Here is a 17,720-nt window from a genome sequence, read left to right as displayed (position 1 = left end):
CTATATTCTGACTATTATCAAACAGCGATCTTTCAGTATAAGCTCTGTTCAAAGCACACACTCTGACGAATTCATTTCTCTCATTGGTTTTTATTCGTCGAACTTAGGTCTGTATTTTATCAGTGCTAAGCCTCAGTCAATCTCTGGTCACTCTACGTATTATTCCTTGGCTTGACAGCCGTTATGCCGAATTACGCACTATTTCCGTGGAAACTTATCAAGATCATCGAGACAAAATCCCTCAGTCTATAAATTGAAACATTATTGAAACAATAAATTTACAAAACCATCAAGTTGGTTATTGTGTCTCAAGAGTCAAATTTCGCTATGGGTAGAGTGAGAACTCAATTCATATATCAACTATTCAAATAAAAAACAAATGGTTAAGTTTTTTAGGTCGCGAAGATGATCGTTAAAAACAGGCAAGCAGAACAAGAGAGGTCACCATGGATTATCGTATTTTTTTACAAGCAGCACATGTTGCCGCAGACAGGGCTCGTTATATTTTAACGGAACATCGTAAAAATAAACTTTATGAGCATATTTATTTTGATACTAAAGATGATGAAAGTCCTGTTACTGAAATTGACCAGTATGTAGAACGAGAAATTAGACAAATTATCCAAACATTTCATCCCGAACATAACATTTTGGGTGAAGAATATGGCTTTCAATTAGGAGAATCAGAGTTTACTTGGGTTATTGACCCTATTGACGGTACTCGGCAATTTATTGCAGGGATTCCGATTTACGGCACACTCATTTCGCTTTGTCACCACGGAGTACCTGTTTTAGGTATTATCGAACACCCTGCCGTCTCAGAACGTTGGGTTGGCGTAAAAGGCCACCCATCAACATTAAATGGCTTGCCCATTCAAACCCGTAATTGCACTCAGTTAGAGTTAGCGCTCATGTCTTCCAGTAATACCGAACCTGTCTTACCTGAACATCGCGCAGGCTACGAACACATTATACCTAAAACGAAATGGCGAGTTTATGGGGCAGCTTGTTACTCCTATGCCTGTCTTGCTACAGGGCGTATTGATTTAAGTATTGATAGTGGTGGCATGCGGGAGGTTGATTACTGTGCGTTAGTCCCCGTTATCGAGGGCGCTGGAGGAAAAATTACAGATTGGGATGGAAAACCGTTAACGATGCATTCAGGAAAAACCGTCGTTGCGGCGGGAACAGCAGAGCTCCATCGACAAGCATTGGAAATATTACAGCAGTTTTTATAAATAACGACAAAAAATAAAAATAATGGTTATTGAGGAGAATGTTATGTTCCGATGGATAAAAACGTTACCCGACCAACCCCCTATAACAGATAAAAAAGAAATAGATAAACTTTATCGTTATTGGCGAATTCATATTATGATTGCGTTATATGCTGGGTACGCAACGTATTATTTCACCCGCAAGAGCTTTAATTATGTGATGCCTGAAATGATTAAAGATCTGGGAATTAGTATTTCTGATGTTGGTATATTAACGACGGCATTTTATTTAGTATATGGCATCTCTCGTTTTGCTTCCGGTATTATGAGTGATGCCTCTAATCCCCGCTTTTTCATGGGAGTGGGATTAATCATTACTGGGTTTATCAACATTTTTTTTGGGATGAGCTCAAGTTTATGGTTATTTACTTTCTTTTGGGTGTTAAATGCGTTTTTCCAAGGCTGGGGATGGCCGCCATGCTCTAAGTCCTTAACCTCATGGTATTCTCGTAATGAGCGAGGGCTATGGTGGTCTATTTGTAATACCTCCCATAATGTTGGTGGTGCTATTATTCCTCTATTAGCTGGGGGGCTAGCAGTACATTATGGATGGCGTTACGGTATGTATATACCCGGTATCATTGCAATTGTTGTTGGGTTATTTGTCTGTTTACGTTTGCGAGATAAACCTTCAACAATGGGGCTGCCAACCGTAGGACATTGGCGTAATGATGAACTTGAATTACAACAAGAAGCCTCTAGTCGAAAATTAAAACTTTGGCCCATTTTAGTTCAATATATATTTACCAATAAATATGTTTGGTTATTAGCCATATCCTATATTCTTGTTTATATCGTACGTATTGGATTGAATGACTGGACTAATTTATATTTAGTCGAAGAATATGGTTATGATTTAATTAAAGCTAACTCTGCCTTGTCATTCCTAGAAGTTGGGGGATTTATTGGCACATTAGTCGCTGGTTGGGGATCTGACTTTTTCTTTAAAGGGAATAGAACACCGATGAATATTATCTTTATGATAGGTATTGGTGTTGTGGCTGCTTTTTTATGGCTATTCCCTGAAATGGGGTATTTATTAATCTCAGTCTGCTTCTTTTTTGTTGGTTTCTTTATTTTTGGGCCACAAATGTTGATTGGTATGGCGGCCGCAGAAGCTTCTCATAAAGATTCAGCTGGTGCTGCAACTGGGTTTGTTGGTTTATTTGGTTATTTAGGCGCGGCTTTGTCGGGATACCCACTGGCTAAGATCATTGAAACCGCAGGGTGGAATGGTTTCTTTATGACAATGATAATCGCCACACTTTTATCAGCAGTATTGTTATTACCTTTATTAATAAAAAAGAAATAACACGTTCTTAAACGTATAAAGAGCGTTAGTGGTAACGACACTAATGCTCTTTTTCTGTATCCCTATCATCTATTTAACGCCGATATATGCACTCACCTATGCATTGTTTCAATTACATTGCTCATGCATTGAGATTCATCACCAAGAAAGCGGTCTTTGCCATAAGTTCGAATGTTAAATATTGATGCCAGTGATAGCGGGAGTGAATAGTGTCATACGTATCACTGGCACATTTAATCGTTCGTCTGAGTCTGTTAGTGGCCATTGAAGATAGGCAACAGTGTTAGCGTGATAGGAAAGGAGATCAGCAGATTTAAGCAACCAACAATATACTGACTCATCTGTTTTCGAGCCTTCAGGCAAACAGAAAGGGCATGACAACAGAAACAACTGGGTGCCTTGATGTTGAAGAGAAAAAAACGCCAGAAAAGCAAAATTAAAGAGGGGAATGTAATTTATCTGTGCTAATTATAATAAATATTTAATTATCATTAAGATAGATTTTCATTCATCACTATTTGATGATAACGGTAATATTTTGTAACAGAATGATTGTGTTATAAGTTTTATGATAATTCTGCTTTTTTATTTTCTGACTAAATAGATACTTTACATCGATTCAATTTATCTATTTACTTTCCTACTGATAACGTCTATTTAGTTTAAAATTGGAGCAAATCCATGTCAGTTGTGACCCTTGTTTTGGTATTTTTACTCGCCGTGATTGTGAGTGTTTTTATCTCACGGTTACTTAAGGATATTATTCCTTTACCTATTATTCAGATAGCGCTCGGTGCTGGGCTATCCGTTTTTGGTTTTACGGTTGAATTTGAACCGCATCTATTTCTATTCCTGTTTATTCCTCCATTACTGTTTTTAGATGGATGGCGTATCCCTAAAGAAGCGTTATTCCAAGAAATAAAACCTATCATGTCGCTGGCAATTGGCCTTGTTGTGGTCACGGTGATTGGGATGGGGTTCTTTATTCACTGGTTGATTCCTGCTATCTCACTCGCCGTTGCTTTCGCGTTGGCGGCCATTTTATCCCCGACTGATCCGGTATCGGTCTCTGCAATGACAGTTAACTCACCTTTACCTTCGCGTATGGCGCATATTCTTGAAGGTGAATCACTGCTCAATGATGCAACAGGTCTGGTTTGCTTTAGTTTTGCTGTCACCGCAGCGCTAACCGGCACCTTCTCATTAGCATCGGCGGCTGGACAATTTGTACTCGTTGCTTTCGGCGGTATTTTAATTGGTTTGTTAGTGGCTTGGGTCATCGGTTGGTTAAACCAATTTTTAGTCAAGCGTACGGGGGAAGAGCCTGCTATCCAAATTATGATCAGCCTATTAATGCCATTCAGTGCATACCTATTGGCTGAACATCTGCATGTCTCTGGTATTTTAGCCGCGGTGGTTGCGGGTATCGCAATGCACTATGAAAAAATTGCAGGACGCATGCAAGCCGCAACGCGTATGCAGAGTAAGGCAGTATGGGATACCGTACAAACAGCCCTGAATGGTATGATTTTCATCCTGTTAGGTGAGCAATTACCAAGTATGTGGAATAACATGCCAGAGGTAGCCGAAGCGGCTGGTGCTAGCCATCCATGGATGCTATTTGTATACGTGATTGTTATTACAGTGGCATTGGCTATTTTACGTTTCGGTTGGGTATGGATATCCATGACATTAACGGTATTCCATAATCGCCGTCGTGGTAAAGAGGCTGATGTATTACATATACGCATGATGGCAGTCATGGCGACAGCGGGAGTACGAGGCGCCATTACTTTAGCGGGTATCTTAACTCTCCCATTATTGATGCCAGACAACTCCTTGTTCCCAAATCGTGATGTTGCAATCTTTTTAGCGATGGGGGTGATTCTCTGCTCTTTGCTGATTGCCAGTGTCGCATTACCTATTCTGACCAAAGGGTTAGTCCAAGATTTACCGTATGATAATGATGAAATTCGTGCACGTATGGCATTGAATGAAGCCGCAATGGCTCATTTACGCGAGCTAATGAATCATCCTTCAGAGGATATGGATGAAATCGCAATGCGTACAGAAGTCGGGGCCCAATTATTGGAAATCTATGGCAGACGTTTAGATAACACCGATGAAACCGAATCCGATGTTTATGATTTACATAAAATGATTGATATGGAACGTGAAATGTCTCGTTCTGCCTTACAAGCGAAGCGCGATGCGCTATATCTCATGCGTAAAGGTAAAAATATCAACGAACGTGTATACCATCGCTTACGTGATGAATTAGACCTCAAAGAAGAGACGCTAAATCATCATAAAAACAAAAAGCATTAATGAAAGCGTGGCCAGACTATATGTTCTGGCCCTTTTTTTATCTTTTAAGCATAAAGGCCACTTCCCAGCTCAATAGCTTGATATGCTATGGAAAAACCTTGTTTATCTCCAGCATCTCGTTGTCATCGCAGGAACCTTTTTAGTCATTGATTAAACTATCGTGCTAAGCAATCATGTGTAAAATAAAAAAGTGATAATAGAATAAGTAATGAGATAATAATTAACTAAACCAATTAATAGCAAAGAGATTATATGATCATATTGCTCAATGGGTTATTTTAATCACAAGGGAGATAATAATGTGAATCAGATAATAACAAGTTGGTATTATTTTAATTATTTTTTGTTCTTGGTGTTTACTTTTATATTTTTCAATTGTTTTAATGTTGCATGACTTTCCTTTTAACTCATTTTTTGGGTAATTGTGGTTTTTATGTTTGATGTAATGATTTTTATTGATATTAATGTTGTTTTTTTATTTGTTGATGGTTTTATGCTGTTTTTTTAATGTCGAGTTAAATTGTTTTGTTACAAATAGCATTAATGATTAATTTTATATTTTTTTTCATTTTGATATTGAATAATTAATTGTCTTTTATATTATTTAATTCGAATGTGTTTTGTTTATCTTGTTGGTTTTAAAGGGTTAAATCAAATTTGCAATCGTATATAACGATCGATTTAATTGCCTTTGATAGCATTTACCTATGAATTATTAATGATTCGATCGATATAAACGTATTTACAGTCTCTAATGATAACTCTATATTTCATTAAAATTATGTTTTTTTATTTATTATGTTGCGAACCAATTTATGAATTTTATTTTATTCATGATGGTGAGGTTTTTAAATTAAAGATTGGCTTGTTTTTTAAATGTTAACTATATTTTCGTTGGTTTTTAATATGATTAAAAATAGGATTCTACTACGGCAAGATATTGGTGATTTTTTAAGATCAGCAAGAAGACGTAAATCGTTAACTGGGCTTCAAGTTGGAAAGATGCTGCACGTCAGTCAGCAACAAATATCCCGCTATGAACGAGGTGAAACGAGTATCAGTATTGAAACATTAGATGTGTTATTGAAAGCACTCGATATGGATTGGTCTGACTTTTTTTTCAACGTAATGGCTAACTACTCAGCGGAAATAGCAGAAATAAAGCTATATCGATAATATCTAATAATGAAATTATCAGTAAATAATATTATTTATACGCGACGCTCCAATATTGCGTATGAAGGAGGAGAAAGACGGTTTGATCAAGGATGATTTTTTTATTTAGCGATTGAAATTTCAATGAAATATTAAATTTACGTCATTAAAGAATTTTTAATGATGGGGTTGCTTCAATTTAAATTTTATATTGAAAGGAAAAACACATGAGATTAATTAAATTCACGCAGGTGGTTGTTATTGCTACCTCTATGGCCTCTTTCAACACCCTTGCAGATAACACAGGAACATTAGATTTTATCGGTACCGTCGTCAGTACTCCCTGTAATATTGCACAATCCTCATTAAAGCAAACTATTGATTTTGGACAACTATCTCGCCGTGCTTTAGAGAACGGTAGAGTCGCTGAGGTTGACTTTAATATTGAGTTCACGGGATGTGATTTTACTGATTTTGATAAAGATGCGGGTGGTAAACCAATAGCCGTTAAAGCGATGGAACTTGTTTTTACGGGGCAAAGTTATGCCGATGCGGCTAATACTTTACTGGCGACGTCAGCGGGGAACACAAACAATGTCGGAGTGGGGATTGATGGGTTCGAATTTGGTAAAGCTAAAGATATCTTATCTAGGATAGTGAATAAAAAAGGAAATAATACTTTAAAATTCAAAGCACTGGCTAAAGCTGTTGATACCACTAAAGAGGTTGCCGAAGGGCAATTTAGCGCAACGTCCAATTTCCGTATTACTTACCAATAAGCAGGATGGCTGCCCGCCAGTAAATTGCTGGCGGCATTATTGATATGTGGAGGGATACAGTGAGCGCATACAAACAGCTTATTCGTTTTCATTGCCAAGTAATGTGCTTAATCATGTTATTCACGCTTGAAATCGCTGTTGCATACGCGTCTGTGGATGCTGATGAACGCGCTTTTAATGGGATGACAAGAATAATTGGCAACGTGGTGGCAACTCCTTGTTCCATTGTCATGCCAAATCGCCACCAAACGATTAATTTTTCTCCTTTAACGTTGACGATGCTTTCTACGATGAGTCGTCGGGAACGTTATAACCAGCCATTTATTATTGAGTTACGTGATTGTGGCAGTGTGTATTCCTCTATTGATAGTAAAACATGGTCAATTCGCTTTGATGGTCAAAAGGCACAGCATATTGAGGCTTTTGTATTGCGTGGCCCCTCTCAAGGCTTGGGGGTCTCAGTATTGAATGAACAATCACAGGTCCTCATTCCTGGGCAAAATTATCCCTTATCTCATCATGTGCTACGACAAAACAAATCTGGGCAAACCCTTTTTCTACGTTATTTTTTACGGCTAGAACTGACAGGGCAACCGATTCAGGCAGGTAACTATCAAGGTTTGATTCGTTTTTTCATCGATTATCAATAAGAACAAAATGAGGAGCCTCATAAGATCTACGTCGAGGGAACTCTTTTGCAGTATTTGGGATGGAACAGAGCATGATGTTCAAACATTGCAAAGTAAGGCAGGTCGTTTTATTTACGTTTGGCTTTATGGCATGGACAGCTGGCGCTTCCGAATTCAATACCGATGTACTGGATGCCCAAGATATCCAACATATTGATATAAGACAATTTTCTGTCGCAGGGTATGTACCGCCTGGTGACTATGTATTGACAGTATTCGTTAATGGTTTGCGCTTGGGGGCACCCCGAGACATTACGGTGTATGACAAAAACACACAGGCTGAGGTACCGTCACAAAGGGTTTGTATTCCTGCTGATATGTTGGAATTGATTGGTTTGAAAAGTTCGGCAGAAAAAAAGGTCACACTCTCAGATAATGGCCAGTGCCTCGATTTTTCATCTCTATCAGGGATACAAACAAAAGTTGAATTATCAACATTGTCACTGCATATCACGATCCCTCAAATGTGGATGGAATATCGGGATCCGTATTGGACACCACCGGCATTATGGGAAGAGGGCATCAATGGCGGTTTTATTGATTTCAACGCTAATATGTCAGCGACTAAGGAAAAAGGGGGAACCCGAAGAGTTTATTTATCAGCAAATGGCACGACGGGGATCAATATTGGTGCTTGGCGATTACGCGGAGACTATCATGCTAATTATCAAAACCAGCGTGGCTCACACTATCCACAGGAAACCCATCAGTTTGATTTTAGCCGCTTATATGCTTTTATCTCATTAAAAGAATCCGCCGCTATTTTGACGTTGGGGGAAAATGACTTCTATTCGGATATCTTTGACGCATGGCAATACAGTGGTATTTCGCTAGAAAGCGATGATCGAATGTTACCGCCAAAGCTTGTTGGCTATGCACCAGAAATTATTGGCGTCGCCAATACTAATGCAACGGTGATTATTCGTAGTCAAGAGCGGGTAATTGCCGAAACGGCCGTACCACCCGGTCCGTTTCGTATTCAAACATTGGATAGCGGAATACGAGGGGTATTAGATGTCACTGTACGCGAAGAAAATGGCGAGGAGAAAAAATTTAGTATCAGTACTGCCTCATTACCTTATTTAACCCGTCCGGGCAGGTTGATTTATAAATTAGTTGGCGGAAAAACACGTTATGACGGCCGTCATCTGACTGGTCAGCCTATTATTGGCGGTGAGTTCTCTTATGGGGTGTCCAATACTTGGTCAGTGTATGGTGGAACACAGGCAAACGGTTATTATCAAACATTAGCGCTTGGTTTAGGGCGTGATCTTTTTGCTATCGGTGCGATTTCAGCTGATATTACCCAATCGTTTTCAGATCTTCCAGACGAAAGATTACAGGGGCGCTCTTATCGGTTTAACTACGCGAAATCATTTGATGATTTACGCACGGATATCACGTTTGCGGGGTATCGTTTTGCTGATAAAGAATACCGAACGTTAACACAGTTTATGGATGAAGAGCGCATTGGCGTAACGCCTCGCGCTCAAAAAGAAAATTATCAAGTTTATCTGAATAAGTATTTTGAGAACTTTAATATCTCTTTGAATTATCAATATAGTACTTATTGGCAAAATGATTCACAAACACAATATGGTTTGTATGCGAGCACGAATATGAGTCTGCCAACGCTATCTCAATATGATACTAATTTATCATTATCGGCGACTCGTACTGAACGTGATAATGGCGTCGCAGATGATGCTATCAACGTGTATTTTTCAGTGCCACTTTATACAGGCCATAGTGTAACTTTCTCTGAACTTTATTCTCGAGCATCTGGTCACCATCAATATAACCATAACATGGGTTATAGCGGTTATAACGCCACTGATAATTACAGTTTAAATATGGGATATAACCATGGTCAGAATATTGATAATCAAACCAGCCTGAGCGGTTTCTATTCACGAGACCTGTCACAAGCCAATATTTCTGCAAACGCGAGCTATGTACCTCATCAATATCGCAGTATTGGTGGCTCAATAAATAGTGGCGTGACAGTAACGGCGAAAGGCGCTGCATTACATCGGTCTGCTCACGGTGATACTCGATTAATGATCGACACGGCGGGAGCCAGTGGCGTGCCATTAGATAATGGCGTGATAAAAACGAATGGCTTTGGTCTGGCAGTTATCCCAAATGTGAATAGCTACCGTAAATCTACCGCATCAATTAATACCAGTAAGCTACCTAATAATTTAGAAACGATGGTATCGACGACAGATATTACGCTGACTAAAGGGGCCATTGGTTATCGTCATTTACCCGTGATGAAGGGAGAGAAATTATTTGCCATTTTATCGTTAGAAAATGGCCAAAGCCTCCCCTTTGGTGCCAGTGTGCGTAATGCGGATAACCAAGAATTAGGAATTGTTGGGGAAGACGGAGTCACTTGGCTAGTCGGTGTTTCTGCACAAGAAACACTGTTTGCTTACTGGAATAACCACAAACAGTGTGAGCTAAGGTTACCAGACAACTTCACGCAATCGTCCAACATGTTGCTGCTGCCGTGTATTCAGAGCGCCACTTCTTTACCAACCGCGTATTCAAAAGGTCATTAAATTAGGTTAATGGGGTCATTTATGTTGAATTTAAAGTTACATCATGGGCTATTATGGGGCTGTTTTTTGCTAACAATGTCAGTTGCGATGAGTGCATATAGCGCCATTACATTAGACCGAACAAGAATTATTTTTCCCGGAAGCGAACGTTCTATCAATATCCGGATCACGAATGATAATCCTGAAGAAGCTTATTTAGCACAAAGCTGGATTGAGGATTTACAGGGAAATAAATTAACCAAAGGGGCAATTTTATCAACGCCACCTTTGCAGAGAGTCGAAGCAAACAGTGATAGCTTAGTGAGATTGAGTGTAACGCCTTTGCTTGCGCAGTTACCTCAAGATAGAGAGTCGGTATTTTATTTCAATCTGCGGGAAGTTCCCCCAAAATCCACGGAAGGGAATACATTACAAATTGCGTTGCAGTCTCGTGTTAAGTTGTTTTATCGGCCTACCCGTATTTTGGCGGAATCAGAAACGCGATGGGCTCATAAGGTCACACTAACTCGAACGACAAAAGGCTATAAACTGCACAATCTGACCCCTTTTCATTTAACGGTGATTGGTTTAGGCGATAGCAAAACGCAATCAGAAAAAAGCCATTTTGATGTCGTGATGGTGCCACCAAGATCTACGCACGATATGGCATCCTCCAAATTAGCAACCCCCTATCTTACCTATATCAATGATTATGGTGGCAAGCCTACACTGGCTTTTCAGTGTGTCAGTGATGTTTGCACAGTGACAAAAGAGCTGTAGTCACGCTTCTCAAACAAGATAGTCGAGGGGGAAGGCAATAATGAAACATCAAAGAAGACGGTTATTGTTGGTTATTCTGAGTTGTGTCGTGAGCAATTGGACTCAAGCTGCAACGCCTGTCGCTAATACACCCGCGGAAGAAACCTATTATGAACAGCCACGACAAGGGTGGATTAAGGTTAATGCAGCATTATTTAGTGCCCCTTGTAATTTAGCCATGAATACTGACGTTATTTTAACGGAATGTGGGGCTGGCGTTATTTTTCATGAAAATGATATTCCTGATAGTTCGGTTAAAACGCCCGTTAAATTGCAATTTTATGATGTCTTGCTGGGGCAAAAATTTAAACGTTCAGCAGCGCAACTAACGCATGGAAATAATAAAATACCACTGCCTATTCTCAATGAAAATCAGCATATATTGAGATTGGAGGTTAGCTATGAATAACGTGTTTATTGTTGTCATCATGTTAGTGCTAATGCCAAAACACGCATTTTGTTATCCACAATTAGACGTGCAATTTCGCGGTGAACTGGTGCACAGCAAATGCCAAATTGCTACTGAATCCGTTAATAAGCAAATTAAGCTAGATAATTTACGTTGGCAATATATTAATGAGCATGGCGCCAGCGAAATACAACCTTTCTTTATTGCGATTAATAAATGCAGTCAATCTGATTTGAATAAAACGATTCGATTTACCTGGCAAAGCCAGCAACTAACCAATATTGGCGGTCATCATTATTTAATGACACAAGGTCAAAGTGGTGCGTTGCTTGGAATTACTGAAGCCAATAAAAATAATCAGCTTATTGTTTGGAATCAACCTATTGATATTGGTGTTGTTTCAGTGGTGAATGACCAGCAACAATTAACGTTTGGTGTCTTTGTACGCAAACCTGCGACTGAAAAAATAAAGGTTGGTGATTTTAAGGGGACAGCGACATTTTCGGTGGAGTATGAGTAATGAAAAGAGACAGTACCATAATCGCCGTTTGCTTTTTAATGAGCACATTAGCTCAATCTGATGTGTTAGTTGAAGTTAATGCAACTATGGTGGCGCCTAGCTGTAATATTCATAGTGAACATAATGACTCACAACTGACGATAGATTTTGGAAGTATGAAGCCTGAAGCATTAGATAACACGCATATTAATAAAGATTTTCCGATTCATCTTTCAGGTTGTGATTTTAATAAAAACCTAGCGATTATTTTAAATCCTAAAGGTACTCATACATTACAACATCATGGACAGACATTGTTAGCGACCACAATGGCAGGGTTAGGGATCCTGTTTAATGAAATAACGGAGGGAGCAGTACATGTACTGGATATTAATAAGCTGCAACGAATTCATCCTAAAAAAATCAGCGCCACCGAATATAGAGCTGATTTACAAGCACGTTTAATCAGCACTATCCCTTCGGAGCGATTAGCTGTAGGTAAGTTTACCTCTGCTATGACTATTTTGGTGACCTATGACTAATGGGAATCGCGGTTATGTTTAAGTTTAAATCTTATGGCGGTATTCGTGTCAGAATTCGGCATGGTAAAGGAATAATCGCTTTATTATTCATCGCGATTAGCTTTGAGGCTATAGCTGACTATGCAGCACAAATCGTCGACCCGAATACAGGCTATGTGATCAAATTAGAACGTGATAGTGAATTAATATCGAAACCGATAGTCGGTTCTAATGGTAAAAATTATTACCGCATCGGTAATACCATGCTTATTGATAGCGCGAGTAAGGATGTCAGCGTTTCTGGGCAGGTTAGGTGCCACGGAAGGCAATGGGGGAAAAAAGAGACCAATATTCCGTCTGATAACGCATTCCACCGTTTATTTATGTATGCACCTATGGCGGGCACCCATATTGAAGGCAAACCGGCTTATCAAATCAATAGCAACTTAATTATGACCGTTGAAACAAACCTAATGAACTGGGTGAATATTGATGCGGCAGTGTGCTCCAATGGTTTTGGTGGTGATGTCTTTCCATCTGGCCAATTTTATAGCCAATTTCCTATTAAGCTAACATTCTATATTGGTGAAAGAATTATTGATGGGCAGTTAGTTATCAATGCAATGGATTTAGGGGGCTATGTGAGAGCGTTTACTGCTAATAGAACGGTACCTCCATATGATAGCTGGCCAATCAATGAAACGACGGTGCCTTTACGATTAGCAGCTTCCCAAATTCATATTGATTCTCTTTGCACGACGACGACAAGCACCGGTCAGGCAGAAACGGTGAGCCTACGCCATGGTAAATTAAATAGTTTGAATTACGATAGCACGGTGACAGAAAAAATTTTTTATAGCTGCAAGTTTAAGTCATCAACCAATATTCGCTTGCGTCTAGATTATACGAAAGACAGTGATCCGCAAAAACGCTTGCCATTGAAAAGCCATTTAAATAGCAATGATGTTATTTATAGCGAATTAACGTTAACGGATGAAGCAACAGGGCAGACAGGACAAAGTTTAACATTAGAAATTCATCAATTAGATACGATAAGAGTGACCAGCCGTATTCAAGGAAAAAATGCGGTAGCTGGCGATTATCAAGGTTCGGCATGGTTGATTGCGACCTATGATTGATGTTGGTTCAGAAATACAAGTATTTGGTTGAGCCGTAAGTATTGTGTGTCTTGAATCTAGACTGAGGTGATGTGACGGAGTCTATTCGATGATAAACAATCGTTTCGCTTATCATCCCCAAATTAGCGTTAACCTACGGCTCAACCAACCCGCGTGGATTTGCCTATATGTTGAATAAAATCTGAGGGCGTTTGCCCTAGCCATTTTTTAAACATGGCTGAAAAAGCCCCCGCACTGTTATAACCTAAGCCAAAAGCAACCTCGGTAATTGATTTACCGGCTGAAATATCAGTCATGGCTCTAAGCAAGCAAGCCTGTTGACGCCATTCAGAGAAAGAGAGACCCGTTTGAGCCACAAAAAAGCGACTAAATGAACGCTCACTTTTGTGTAATTGTTTTGCCCATTCATGAGGTAATGAGGTGATTTTCGGATCTTGTAGGAATGCTAGGCACAACTTTGCTAAATGGGGATCTTGAGGAACGGGTGCAAAAAAAGGTAAAGGCTCTGCACGTGAAATCTCATGTAAGATCAACTGGATCAAAATACCATCACGGCCATGGAGATCGTACTCAAGCGGGATGTCGACGGCTTCGAGTAATAGCTGACGTAATAAAGGAGAAACACGTAGTACTTCACATTTATGCGGTTGTCGTGGTGCCGCATGTGGTTCGATATAGAGACTGCGCGTACTCACATTTAGCATTCTCGTTTCATGTGGTGTGTTTTCAGGGATCCATACACCGCAGTCAGGAGGGATGACCCACTCACCATCACGGGTGCTAACCTCGATGAGACCTGTTGCACCGTATAAAAACTGCGCACGTCTATGAACATGTGAATTTAGCAGTACATTAGGTTGATAATCGGTACCAATAGCTAAAACATCACGCTGTATATGATCAATTCGATTAAGAAGAATATTTCGCATAATAGCTCGGGTTCGCCTGAGATTTAAATATCATTATCTATTTTTCACGCATTAGCTACTTTTGTTTGAACAGTCGTGAACGGAGAAAATAATAGCCTGTTTTAAGGTATAGAGAATAGTGATAAGAATGGGGAAATACCGACCATATAGTGATGGCCGGTATTTTAGATGAGGCAATGCGCATTTTTGAGAGAACTCGCGCGCTCAAAAGGGAGAAAAGTTAAAATGTGCGTGCTAATTAGAAAATCGTAAATGGCGCCATTACAATAAACTTAATATCCCTTTCATCTTGGAAGATGTTATTAAATCCACCTCCCCAGCTTGGAATATCACTATGATTATCAAAGCGGGTGTAATGTAATTTGAATGAGGTATCTTTCGCTTTCCCTGACTGAATGGTATAGCCTATATCAACATTCCATGCACTTTCTCTGATACGTTGGCTTTGATCATAAATTGGATTGCTACTTGGTTTTGCATCCCAAGCATGGATATAAGAGGTTCCAATTTTCCAACCTGCCAGATCCCAATTGGATAAATCATAGGTGACCCCCGCAAATAATGCTTTTTCATTATCAGCGTTAAAGTCTGAGCGGCCATCCCACCATATATCTAAACGACCATTCGATGAGCTATAGGCAGATGTCATGCGTGATAAAAAGTATCCTTGTCGGCCTGGTGAATGGACCATCGTTCCTTCTACCTTAAAGTCTAGAGAATCATAGGTATAGCCTAAGGTAAATGCCTGTAGCCATGCTAAACCGTCATAGACATCGTTAACCCCGCCACTATTATCTTTATCTTGTGCACCATAAAACTGATACGAAACTCTTAAATCACGTTCCGCAAGTGGGAATGCATAGGAGATTTTAGCGAAGTATTGATCCATATAGCCTTCTAACTGACCGAAAGCGCCCTCTAATACCAATTTATTTTTGGCATCATATTTGACGCCTAGGGAGTGTAAATAATCAATCGTCGTGGTTGCATCTGCTTCACGATAATCCGCCATCTCTCGATACCATGGCGCCTTATACTCATCTGTCCACATGTATGAAATATTAAATTTACCGCTAGCGTCAGTATCGAATTCAGCCCCAACTTCTAAGCCGCGATATGTTCCTGGTAAGAAACTCCAGTTCGGTGTTAATAAAGTTTGTCCACTCGGTTGTATATAACCTGCTTTAGCCCAAAACGGGCCCATTTTTAATTTAGTTGCTGCGGTTGTAAACGTAAACCCACTACGATCACCGGTCCATTTTTCATCCCAAACATTTTTAGCATCACTAAAACCAATTTCGTTAGGAGCGGCAGGGCCACCATCCGATAATTCAATAGCAGTAAATCCAGCAAAATCGAAACCAATAAAGTCGTTAAGATAACCAGAGGAAAAGTCCAATGCCGCATTTAATGAGGAGTGTCTTAGGTTATCAGTATACTCACCATATTTATCACTACTTGGATTTAACTCTTTTCTTGTTCTATCCCTTTGCCAATAATAGATTCCACCTTTTAATGTTGCATCGTCAAAAAGGGGAGACGCATTGATGGTAGGAATGTAACAGCTTACAGTTAATATCGAAAATATCTCTAATGCCAACAGCTTTTTAGTATGTTTAATAATTGAATTAGCCATTCTTTATACCTCAATATTGATTGAGTAAATTAATTGATTTTTATTTTTTATAAATAATAAAAGGGCAAAAACGTAGTTCAGGACTAAGCCCATAATAGTTATATTTTGTGATAAATATTAAGCAATCTGAAAATGGTGTATTTACGTATTTAAAGTGAGGTTATTTAAAATTAAACGGTTAAATAGTTATTGAGTTTGCTTTGATATTATTAATGTGGTTTTTTATATCGTCATTTTTTTAGTGCCTAGATAATATGGTTGTGAATTGTCATTGTATTTTGTTTTTTAAGCGAAAAAATATTTTTGGTGCGTTTTTTATTTTTAGTTAAACGCAGGGGTTAATATTTATGAAGTTTAATCTTATATAATTCATGGGGATATTAAAAAAGTGGCGTAATAAAACAAAAAGTTGTCATGTTTAGCTATTAAAAAAATTATTTATTTATATTTATATGATTGAAAATGGAAAATAAGAGAGGGTGATATGAGTGAATCTGTCGGTTCTATAAAGTCTCAAAAAATGCCATTATCAACATGGAAAATCTATCTTGCACCTATTATCGGCGGAATTTTTATTCCAATGATGTTTTTATGGGCTCCGTTAATTACGTTACAAATGGATAAGGAACTTGGTTTCTCCCCAGAAAAAGTTGGTTTTATCTATATGATAGAAATTTTAACTGGGATGTTAGCCAATGTGCTAGCCTTTTTTTGGTTAAAAACAAAGATAAATTGGTACCATATCTATATCGTCATGATTTTATTAGTTTCAGTATTGAATATTGCTTCAGGTTTTTTCATTAAAGATAATTTTAATCTCTATATCGGGATCAGAATTCTAGTCGCCATCTTTGGGTCGACAATATTTATCATTACTAACTCCTGTATGGCATTGTTACCAAACGCATATCGTGCATTCAGTATCTCTTTATTCAGCCAAATCGTCTTAGGCAGTTTAGGTCTTTTTATTCTTCCCATTTTTCTTGATACTTACGGAATAATATCGGCATATATTTTTATATCAATATTACTCGTCTGTGTGTTACCCCTGACAAAGGGGATAGATTCTATTTGGCGGATGAAAGAAGAAAAGATTTTTAAAGAGAAAACACAAGGTGTTGCCAGTAAAAGTGTTTTTAAAAGTGAAATGTATTTTTGTTTGTTTGCTATCTTTTTATTCAATGTTGTGATTGCAGGTGTTTGGACATTTATTGGTGGATATCTTAAAGCAATCAATGTGGAGCTATCAACAATCTACAATATCTTAGGTTCAGCTAGCATGATAGGGATATTAGGTGCAGGAACATCGATTCTATTCAGTAAAAAAGTCAATTTAGTTTTTGTCACCAGCTTTATTTTTCTCATCGCCGCAGTACTTGCAATGTATTTAAATGTTAATACGTTATTTGTCATTGTTAGTTGCTATGTTTTTAAATATATATGGACGTTGATATTACCGTTCACGATGAGTATTGCCGCTGAATATGAAGTGGATGGTAATGTGATGAATCTTACGTCATTAACGTTAGGGTTAGGTATCGCTTTAGGCCCTATGATGAGTGGTATGCTTATTGAAAGGGTCAGCTTTTCTAGCATGTTCTTACTGAATTTAATATTACTGGTTATATCGATGGTAATTATTGTGAAGATAATTTTTAAAAATAATAAATATAAGGGATAAC

15 protein-coding genes are annotated in these 17,720 nt (G+C 38.6%); 13 read left to right on the top strand and 2 right to left on the bottom strand.

The annotated features are described in order from the left end of the window. The first annotated feature begins 446 nt into the window (after positions 1 to 446). From O7C57_RS17920 to O7C57_RS17865, 12 genes are all read left to right on the top strand, one after another. Complete coding sequence (locus O7C57_RS17920) at positions 447 to 1,238, top strand: inositol monophosphatase family protein (protein WP_163860604.1); 792 nt, start codon at positions 447 to 449, stop codon at positions 1,236 to 1,238. Between the two features lie 43 nt (positions 1,239 to 1,281). After that, positions 1,282 to 2,589, top strand: a complete 1,308-nt coding sequence (uhpC, locus tag O7C57_RS17915; protein ID WP_196713984.1) for an MFS transporter family glucose-6-phosphate receptor UhpC — start codon at positions 1,282 to 1,284, stop codon at positions 2,587 to 2,589. A gap of 681 nt (positions 2,590 to 3,270) precedes the next feature. Next, a complete protein-coding gene (locus O7C57_RS17910) occupies positions 3,271 to 4,917 on the top strand; it encodes a Na+/H+ antiporter (RefSeq protein WP_154622049.1) in 1,647 nt (548 codons plus the stop codon). 906 nt (positions 4,918 to 5,823) lie between these two features. Continuing rightward, the gene (locus O7C57_RS17905; RefSeq protein ID WP_154623372.1) at positions 5,824 to 6,093 is read left to right on the top strand and encodes a helix-turn-helix domain-containing protein; all 270 of its coding nucleotides are present in this window, start codon (positions 5,824 to 5,826) and stop codon (positions 6,091 to 6,093) included. 206 nt (positions 6,094 to 6,299) lie between these two features. Then, the gene (locus O7C57_RS17900) at positions 6,300 to 6,851 is read left to right on the top strand and encodes a fimbrial protein (protein ID WP_154623373.1); all 552 of its coding nucleotides are present in this window, start codon (positions 6,300 to 6,302) and stop codon (positions 6,849 to 6,851) included. Positions 6,852 to 6,910: 59 nt separating this feature from the next. After that, positions 6,911 to 7,501: a fimbrial protein gene (locus tag O7C57_RS17895; protein WP_269723397.1), complete on the top strand. Its 591-nt coding sequence runs from the start codon at positions 6,911 to 6,913 to the stop codon at positions 7,499 to 7,501. A 59-nt stretch (positions 7,502 to 7,560) separates the two neighbouring features. Next, positions 7,561 to 10,107 carry a fimbria/pilus outer membrane usher protein gene (locus O7C57_RS17890; RefSeq protein ID WP_425476427.1) on the top strand — a complete coding sequence of 849 codons (2,547 nt, stop codon included), beginning with the start codon at positions 7,561 to 7,563 and terminating at the stop codon, positions 10,105 to 10,107. Positions 10,108 to 10,128: 21 nt separating this feature from the next. Further along, the gene (locus O7C57_RS17885) at positions 10,129 to 10,866 is read left to right on the top strand and encodes a fimbrial biogenesis chaperone (RefSeq protein ID WP_163860606.1); all 738 of its coding nucleotides are present in this window, start codon (positions 10,129 to 10,131) and stop codon (positions 10,864 to 10,866) included. Positions 10,867 to 10,906: 40 nt separating this feature from the next. Beyond that, entirely contained in the window at positions 10,907 to 11,314 is a 408-nt protein-coding gene (locus O7C57_RS17880; RefSeq protein WP_249999755.1) for a fimbrial protein, read from the top strand. Beyond that, positions 11,307 to 11,834, top strand: a complete 528-nt coding sequence (locus O7C57_RS17875; RefSeq protein ID WP_154623377.1) for a fimbrial protein — start codon at positions 11,307 to 11,309, stop codon at positions 11,832 to 11,834. Before O7C57_RS17880 ends, O7C57_RS17875 begins: the two co-directional genes overlap by 8 nt. Beyond that, positions 11,834 to 12,355, top strand: a complete 522-nt coding sequence (locus tag O7C57_RS17870; RefSeq protein WP_154623378.1) for a fimbrial protein — start codon at positions 11,834 to 11,836, stop codon at positions 12,353 to 12,355. Before O7C57_RS17875 ends, O7C57_RS17870 begins: the two co-directional genes overlap by 1 nt. Positions 12,356 to 12,369: 14 nt before the next feature. After that, positions 12,370 to 13,473, top strand: a complete 1,104-nt coding sequence (locus O7C57_RS17865; protein ID WP_269723395.1) for an adhesin — start codon at positions 12,370 to 12,372, stop codon at positions 13,471 to 13,473. Positions 13,474 to 13,613: 140 nt separating this feature from the next. Here O7C57_RS17865 and O7C57_RS17860 read toward each other — a convergent pair whose 3' ends face one another. Together O7C57_RS17860 and chiP are read right to left on the bottom strand one after the other, a co-directional pair. Beyond that, positions 13,614 to 14,402 (bottom strand): AraC family transcriptional regulator, encoded by a 789-nt coding sequence (locus O7C57_RS17860; protein ID WP_154623379.1) that lies wholly within the window; start codon positions 14,400 to 14,402, stop codon positions 13,614 to 13,616. Positions 14,403 to 14,640: 238 nt separating this feature from the next. Beyond that, positions 14,641 to 16,038 carry a chitoporin ChiP gene (chiP, locus tag O7C57_RS17855; protein WP_269723394.1) on the bottom strand — a complete coding sequence of 466 codons (1,398 nt, stop codon included), beginning with the start codon at positions 16,036 to 16,038 and terminating at the stop codon, positions 14,641 to 14,643. A gap of 484 nt (positions 16,039 to 16,522) precedes the next feature. On the opposite strand from chiP, the gene O7C57_RS17850 reads away from it, so the two are divergent. Next, entirely contained in the window at positions 16,523 to 17,719 is a 1,197-nt protein-coding gene (locus O7C57_RS17850; RefSeq protein ID WP_163860611.1) for an MFS transporter, read from the top strand. Position 17,720 lies beyond the last annotated feature (1 nt).

Origin of the sequence: Providencia sp. 21OH12SH02B-Prov (genome assembly GCF_027362595.1) — a bacterium.
Taxonomy (GTDB): Bacteria; Pseudomonadota; Gammaproteobacteria; order Enterobacterales; family Enterobacteriaceae; genus Providencia; species Providencia zhejiangensis.
The sequence above is the reverse complement of the archived record's forward strand: the minus strand, read 5'-3'. Positions and strand labels throughout refer to the sequence as shown.